7 protein-coding genes are annotated in these 6,678 nt (G+C 25.7%); 1 reads left to right on the forward strand and 6 read right to left on the reverse strand.

Translation table 11 applies throughout. The annotated features are described in order from the left end of the window. The first annotated feature begins 125 nt into the window (after window positions 1-125). The gene (gene srtB / locus J2Z53_RS10945) at window positions 126-800 is read left to right on the forward strand and encodes a class B sortase (RefSeq protein ID WP_209797527.1); all 675 of its coding nucleotides are present in this window, start codon (window positions 126-128) and stop codon (window positions 798-800) included. Between the two features lie 146 nt (window positions 801-946). On the opposite strand, the gene hcp is transcribed toward srtB, so the two are convergent. The 6 genes from hcp to J2Z53_RS10975 all read right to left on the reverse strand — a co-directional run bounded on the left by hcp (window position 947) and on the right by J2Z53_RS10975 (window position 6,473). Beyond that, entirely contained in the window at window positions 947-2,599 is a 1,653-nt protein-coding gene (hcp, locus tag J2Z53_RS10950) for a hydroxylamine reductase (protein ID WP_209797528.1), read from the reverse strand. A 151-nt stretch (window positions 2,600-2,750) separates the two neighbouring features. Beyond that, window positions 2,751-3,512, reverse strand: coding sequence for a DUF438 domain-containing protein (locus J2Z53_RS10955; protein ID WP_209797529.1), 762 nt, complete (start codon window positions 3,510-3,512; stop codon window positions 2,751-2,753). A gap of 17 nt (window positions 3,513-3,529) precedes the next feature. Then, window positions 3,530-4,225: an iron-sulfur cluster repair di-iron protein gene (ric, locus tag J2Z53_RS10960; RefSeq protein WP_209797530.1), complete on the reverse strand. Its 696-nt coding sequence runs from the start codon at window positions 4,223-4,225 to the stop codon at window positions 3,530-3,532. Between the two features lie 298 nt (window positions 4,226-4,523). Beyond that, window positions 4,524-5,240 carry a Crp/Fnr family transcriptional regulator gene (locus tag J2Z53_RS10965; RefSeq protein WP_209797531.1) on the reverse strand — a complete coding sequence of 239 codons (717 nt, stop codon included), beginning with the start codon at window positions 5,238-5,240 and terminating at the stop codon, window positions 4,524-4,526. A gap of 112 nt (window positions 5,241-5,352) precedes the next feature. After that, window positions 5,353-5,628, reverse strand: a complete 276-nt coding sequence (locus tag J2Z53_RS10970) for a DUF1653 domain-containing protein (protein WP_209797532.1) — start codon at window positions 5,626-5,628, stop codon at window positions 5,353-5,355. Window positions 5,629-5,720: 92 nt separating this feature from the next. Further along, window positions 5,721-6,473 carry a YdcF family protein gene (locus J2Z53_RS10975; protein WP_407927662.1) on the reverse strand — a complete coding sequence of 251 codons (753 nt, stop codon included), beginning with the start codon at window positions 6,471-6,473 and terminating at the stop codon, window positions 5,721-5,723. Between the last annotated feature and the right edge of the window lie 205 nt (window positions 6,474-6,678).

Below are 6,678 nucleotides of genomic sequence, written 5' to 3' on the forward strand. Positions count from 1 at the left end.
AAGATTTTATGTAAGTATATCATAACTTCACTATAAATTATAGGACATTTTGTTATATATAGTAAAATTTATTTTAAAATGTTATACTTATTTATAATTAAATTTATAAAGTAAAGGTGAATTAGATGAAAAAATCTATAAAGAAAATCATTAATATCATTCTTTTAATCATAATAGTATTTTCAAGTGCTATATTAATAAACAGATTATATGAATACCATAAAATAGACTCTGTAAACAAAGAAATTCAATTAATAGATAAAGACGATTTATCTAAAATAAATTCAGATTATAAATTTTGGATTGAAGTTCCTGGAACAAATATAAATTATCCTGTTGTTCAAACTAATAATAATGAATTTTATTTAAAACATAACTTTTATAAGAAAAAAAGTATTGGTGGTTCTATTTTTTTAGACTCAAAAGATAACATAAATAAATCTCAAAATTTAATTATTTTTGGCCACAATATGAGAAATAAAAGTATGTTTGGAACTTTAGATAATTTTAAAGATAAAACTTTTTTTAACAATAATAAATATATTTATTTATTTAAAGGTAATAAAAAATATACTTATGAAATATTTTCAGGTGCTATTGTAAAAGGATCAGATAATTATTTAATAACTGACTTTTCATCAAAAAAAGCCTTTGCTGATTATATAAAAATGATAAATTCTAAATCAATAGTTAGTAGAAAACTAAATTTTAATAATGATAGTAAAATTCTAACTCTTTCAACCTGTAGTTATGAATTTGATGATGCTAGGTTTATTGTCTTAGCAAAATTAATAAAGTAAATATTTAATGCTAGTTTTAAATTCAATATTTATTTTTCTTTAAATTAAAAACATATATTAATTTTAAAATATCAGTAAAACAAAAGGTAGCATGTACTAAATTCCATGCTACCTTTCTTATTTTAAACTATTTTACAAAATATATTTTATGCCTCTCCATAGAACATCTTCATGTCATCTTCTACATTTGATATTCCACCAATTCCAAAGTTATCAACTAATACTTTAGCTACATTTGGTGAAAGGAATGCTGGTAATGTTGGTCCTAAATGTATGTTTTTAACTCCTAAGTGTAATAATGATAATAATACTATTACAGCTTTTTGTTCATACCAAGCTATGTTATATGATATTGGTAATTCATTTACATCATCTAATCCAAATACTTCAGCAAGTTTAAGTGCAATTACTACTAATGAGTATGAGTCATTACATTGTCCCGCATCTAATACTCTTGGAATTCCATTTATATCTCCAAGATTTAATTTATTATACTTATACTTAGCACATCCTGCTGTTAAAATTACAGCATCCTTTGGTAATTTTTCTGCAAATTCTGTATAGTAATTTCTAGATTTTGCTCTACCATCACAACCTGCCATTACAAAGAATCTCTTTATTGCTCCACTCTTTATTGCATCAACCACTTGGTCAGCTAAAGCTAAAACTTGATTATGAGCAAATCCACCAATGATTTCGCCTTTTTCTATTTCTGTTGGTGCTTCACATTTTTTAGCTAATTCTATTATTTCTGTAAAGTCTTTATTTCCATTTTCATCTGCACTTATATGAGTACAACCTTCATATCCAACAGCTCCAGTTGTAAATATTCTATCTCTATATGAATCTTGAACTGGTGTAATACAGTTTGTTGTCATAAGTATTGGTCCATTGAATGAAGCAAATTCTTTATTTTGTAACCACCAAGCATTTCCGTAATTACCTGCAAAGTTTTCATATTTTTTAAATTCTGGATAGTATTGTCCAGCAAGCATTTCTCCATGAGTATATACATCTACTCCTGTACCTTGTGTTTGCTCTAATAACATTTTTAAATCTCTTAAATCATGACCTGAAATTAATATACCAGGATTTTTTCTAACTCCAATATCAACCTTAGTTATTTCAGGATTTCCATAAGTTCCAGTGTTTGCAGCATCTAAAAGTGCCATTCCATCAACACCAAATTTACCACATTCTAAAGCTAAAGCTGTTAATTCATCTGCTGTTAATGAATCATCTAAAGTTTTTACTAAAGCTTCTGACATAAATGCATGTATTTCATCTTTATCATATCCTAAGTTCATAGCATGTTTCATATATGCTGCTAAACCTTTTAATCCATAAACTATAAGCTCTCTTAAGCTTCTTACATCTTCATTTTCTGTAGATAAAACTCCAACCTTTGAAGCCTTTTCCATCATTTCTTCCTCTGTATTTGCAGTCCAAGTTGCACAACCTTTAAGGTCTTTTCCTACTGGATTTCCACCTTTAGCTTCCACTCTCTTTTTTAAATCTTCTCTTAATATTAAAGTTTCTTTAACTCTATTTTCTATGGCCTTAAAATCAAAGTTAGCATTTGTTATTGTAACAAAAAGATTTTCTACTATATACTTATCTATTTTATTATCTATAATCCCAACTTTTCTACCTTCTACTTCTACTGTTGCTAATCCCTTTGTAGCAAAAATTAATAAATCTTGTATTTTTGCAACATCTTCAGTTTTTCCGCAAACTCCTCTTACTGTACAGCCTTTACATCCTGCTGTTTCTTGACATTGAAAACAAAACATTGACATGTTAAAATTCCTCCTTAAAAAACATATTTATACTTAATTCATAGATGATTTTTATGTTCATTTTTAATTTCGTAACCAAACCTTGATTACAATGCTTAGTATACTACCCTGAATTAATTTCTTCTGTAACTAATGTTACAGCATTAAAATTTTATAAAATTTCTTTTGGAGTAAAGATGCAGTACCCTAATTCATCACATTTTTTTCTCATATTTTCCCAAAGTTTTTCATCCTTTATAGTATCAATGGCAGTTGGATATAATATAGAATTTTCCTTGAATATATGATCTCTTAAATTAAATACTATATATGAAGTTAACTCTTGTAACCTTTCTTTAAAATCTTCAAAATCCATATAATTTATGCAATTTGCTAGTTCCTTTAAAGCCCTCTTTTTTCCCCTTAAATCATCATGTTCCATTCTCATTATTCTAGTTGGACCTGTAATTCCTCTTTTCTCTAGTTCAATAAATAAAACTTCCTCTTCCCTTTTATGATGTGGCTCTGCACCTAATATATTATCTGCAAGATTTTTTAAATCTTCTATATAGTATTCATGTCCCTTTATACTTTTTAAGTCTTGTATTTTAGTATTTAATTCTTCCAAACTTGATAAAAATTCTAAAATTTTATCATGTTCAACAATAAGTGTATTAACTACATGTCCAGTTTCTAATTTACTTTTTATTTTCTCAAGTTCCTCACTTAATACTTCCATATGAATATCACATAAATGTCTTAAATCCTGTGGATTCATTCCATCATCAATTAAATTTTGCTCTGCAATTGATAATTCTGTTGGATCTATGTTTTTAACTATTTCTAGTGCTTCTTTTCTTAACTCTTCTGATATATTTCCTGAATTTAATTTTCTTAAAAGTTCTGTTAACTCATTAATTCTTTTTTGTTCCATAAATATTCCCTCCTAAATTAAAGAATCTTAAATAAGATACTATTTTCCTTATGAATATGAATAAATAAATCTTTTTCCAAAGCATCTAATTTTTTATAAACTAAATTAAATGTTGTACAAGCACCCTCTGGTGTTTTATATCCATTTGTTTCTCTATATAAATCTTGTAATATATGTCCTGCCCCTGTATGCTCATTTTCTATAACTCCTATAAATTGCATTATTTCATCCCTTAATTTTGGAGATTTATTTATTAAATATTCTCTTATCATTGGAAACAACTCTTCCTCTTCCTTAATTAAATGCTCTTCAAGTTCTGTTTTTAATGCTCCAAATAATCTATGAACTGTTTTTAATTCCTCTCCACTATGACTATAATGAACCTTTAAAACCTTAACTAATAACTGATCTATTTCATTAAGTTCCCTATAAGTAAAGGCATGATGTGTATCAACTATATTTTCAATTAATTTATTTGGATCTTCTAATCTCCAATCTATATAAGCTTCCTTTGAATTTAAAAACTTATCATAAGATTTATTTATATAGTCTAAAAATTCCTTAAAATTTATATCTTTCTCAACTAATGCACTTTCTAATGTTCTATTTCCATGACAGCAATAGTCAATTCCTTCTTTATTAAATATCCTTGCAGCCCCTGGATATACTGCTACTATATCTCCTAAGCTTTGATTTATATTTAATTTATTCATTAAAATCACTCCCTTAATCTCTTCTAACAATTACTATGAGTTGATTTTAATTTAATTCTTAGTATTTTAATATGATTTGAATCAAATTTTAAAAATTTTTATAAAGTCTAACTTAAATTCTCTAGAAAATTAAAATAGTAAGAACTGAAAGTAAATCTCAATTTAAAATAATCCAAATAAAAAATAGCCCTTAATCTATATACTTAATTAGTAATAACTTTATAAATACTAATTTTAAGCAAATGACTGAGCTATAAAGATTTGTTAAACTATTATATTTTTTTATCATAGTCAATTTTTATTCCCCTATGTCTTTTAATGAATCTATATCTTTTATTATTATTATTTTATTTCCCTTAAGTTCAATAATATTATCGTCTTCTAATTTAGATAATTTCCTGCTTATAGTCTCCCTTGTAACCCCACAGTAATTAGCCATATCTTCTCTATTTAGTGGAACTTCTAAATATATATTTCCATCAATAGCCTTTCCATACTTATTTGAAAACTCTAAAAGCATATTAGCTATTCTAGACTCCACGTCTTTAGTTGCTAAAACTTTAGCTAAATCCTCTGTTTCTGATAATCTATGAGTTAACTCCTTTAATATTTTCATTGATATAGATGGATTCTTATTTAATATACCTTCCAAATCACCCCTTGATAATATACATACCCTTGAATTTGTTATAGCTGTTGCAGTAAAGCTACTAATTATATCATCAAAAAGATTTGTTTCTCCAAAAAAATCTCCCTTAGTTAATATATGAATTATTTGCTCCTTTCCATCTCTTGTTATTTTAGAGATCTTTATTTTTCCTTCTCTAATAAGAAATAAACTATCATATACTTCTCCTTCTCTGCAAAGAACTGCTCCCTTTAAATATTCTTTTCTTGTAACCATATTAATAATATTTTTAAGTTCTTCATCAGATAATGCTGAAAAAATTGATATATGTCTTGCACATATTGGTTCTCCTTCAATGCAATTATTGCAATTACAATTATTTTTCATTATATCCCTCCTTCTTATTCTTATAAATATTTTATATTAATTTTAATAATTAATATAGAAGAGCAAAAATAACCTACTACTTTTACTCCTTAAAAACTTTTTATATATTCTATTAATTATTTAAAGCTTCCATTATATTCACTATATCATCTTCATCAATTTCTTGAAATCTATACTCTTGAGTACAATTTGGATACTTTATTTTATCAACTTTACTTAAAAACATATCTTTAGGTCTAACAAAAATACCATAATTTCCATATAAAGCTTTATATACAACAAGTTCCTCCATTGTTTCAGAATGTCTAGCTAAATCTATAACTAAATAAATCTTACCCTTAAAATGTTTTACTACTTTACCCTTTAATTTATCTATATCTCTTTCCATAACTCTTATCTCCAATTTTATAAATCTCTTATCTATTAATTATTAATAAATATATTAACTAATACTTTAAAAGTCAAGTATCAAATATAAAACTATCTATCAAAAATTATAGACTTAAATAATGCAAAAAATTCTCTAACATACATTGAAGGGGCAATATACCATTTAGTATTGCTTGTATAAAAACTAATATTTTCATATCCATTTCTTTTACCTATTAAATTACTCCTTAATGCATGAAAATCTGTTGTTACTATTTTAATATTACTATCTTTTATACTTCCTTTATTTAAACTTTCAATTATAGCCTTTGAATACTTGAAATTTTGAAAAGTATTAGTTGCCTTATCTTCTAATATTATTCTATTTTTATTAATTCCTTTTTCCACTAAATATCTGCTCATAGCCTCAGCTTCAGTAATGCTTTCTCCAGGACCCTGACCTCCTGAAACTATTATCTTACCATCATATTTTGTATTATTAATATAATCTAATGTAGCATTTAATCTATCTCTTAATGTTGTAGTTAGATTTTCTCCTCTTATTCCCGCTCCTAAAACAACAATATAGTTACAATCTCTTTTGGAATTCTTAGGATAGAAAATTATACACAATTCTGTAATTATAAACACTAACATTCCACATAATAATAACAATTTTAATGGTCTAAATATTCTCTTGAAAGCTTCAATTTCTAATAATTTAGTTATAAAGCTTCCATATAATATCATAATTATACCTATAACTAAATAAAAAGAACTAAATGTAGTATATCCAAAGACCATATTAACAAATAAAAAATATACTATACATATTATTCCTAAAATAAATATTATTATATTCAACAATTCACATCCTTCACATATAATTTTAATCTGCCAATATAATAGTACCATATTGTAACAGGTAATATATTATATTTTTACAAGTGTAATTTTTTATATTCTTAACTATAAAAAAAGAGATAGTAATTAAACTATCTCTTTTCGTTACTTACCTGGCAACGTCCTACTCTTCCACACGGTCACCCATGCAGTACCATCGGCGCTA

It is taken from the genome of Clostridium moniliforme, assembly GCF_017873235.1.
Lineage (GTDB): Bacteria > Bacillota > Clostridia > Clostridiales > Clostridiaceae > Clostridium > Clostridium moniliforme.

Bases quoted from the DNA above. Each gene is read 5' to 3' on its own strand.
- srtB (WP_209797527.1), top strand. From the start codon at position 126: ATGAAAAAATCTATAAAGAAAATCATTAATATCATTCTTTTAATCATA.
- hcp (WP_209797528.1), bottom strand. From the start codon at position 2,599: ATGTCAATGTTTTGTTTTCAATGTCAAGAAACAGCAGGATGTAAAGGC.
- J2Z53_RS10955 (WP_209797529.1), bottom strand. From the start codon at position 3,512: ATGGAACAAAAAAGAATTAATGAGTTAACAGAACTTTTAAGAAAATTA.
- ric (WP_209797530.1), bottom strand. From the start codon at position 4,225: ATGAATAAATTAAATATAAATCAAAGCTTAGGAGATATAGTAGCAGTA.
- J2Z53_RS10965 (WP_209797531.1), bottom strand. From the start codon at position 5,240: ATGAAAAATAATTGTAATTGCAATAATTGCATTGAAGGAGAACCAATA.
- J2Z53_RS10970 (WP_209797532.1), bottom strand. From the start codon at position 5,628: ATGGAAAGAGATATAGATAAATTAAAGGGTAAAGTAGTAAAACATTTT.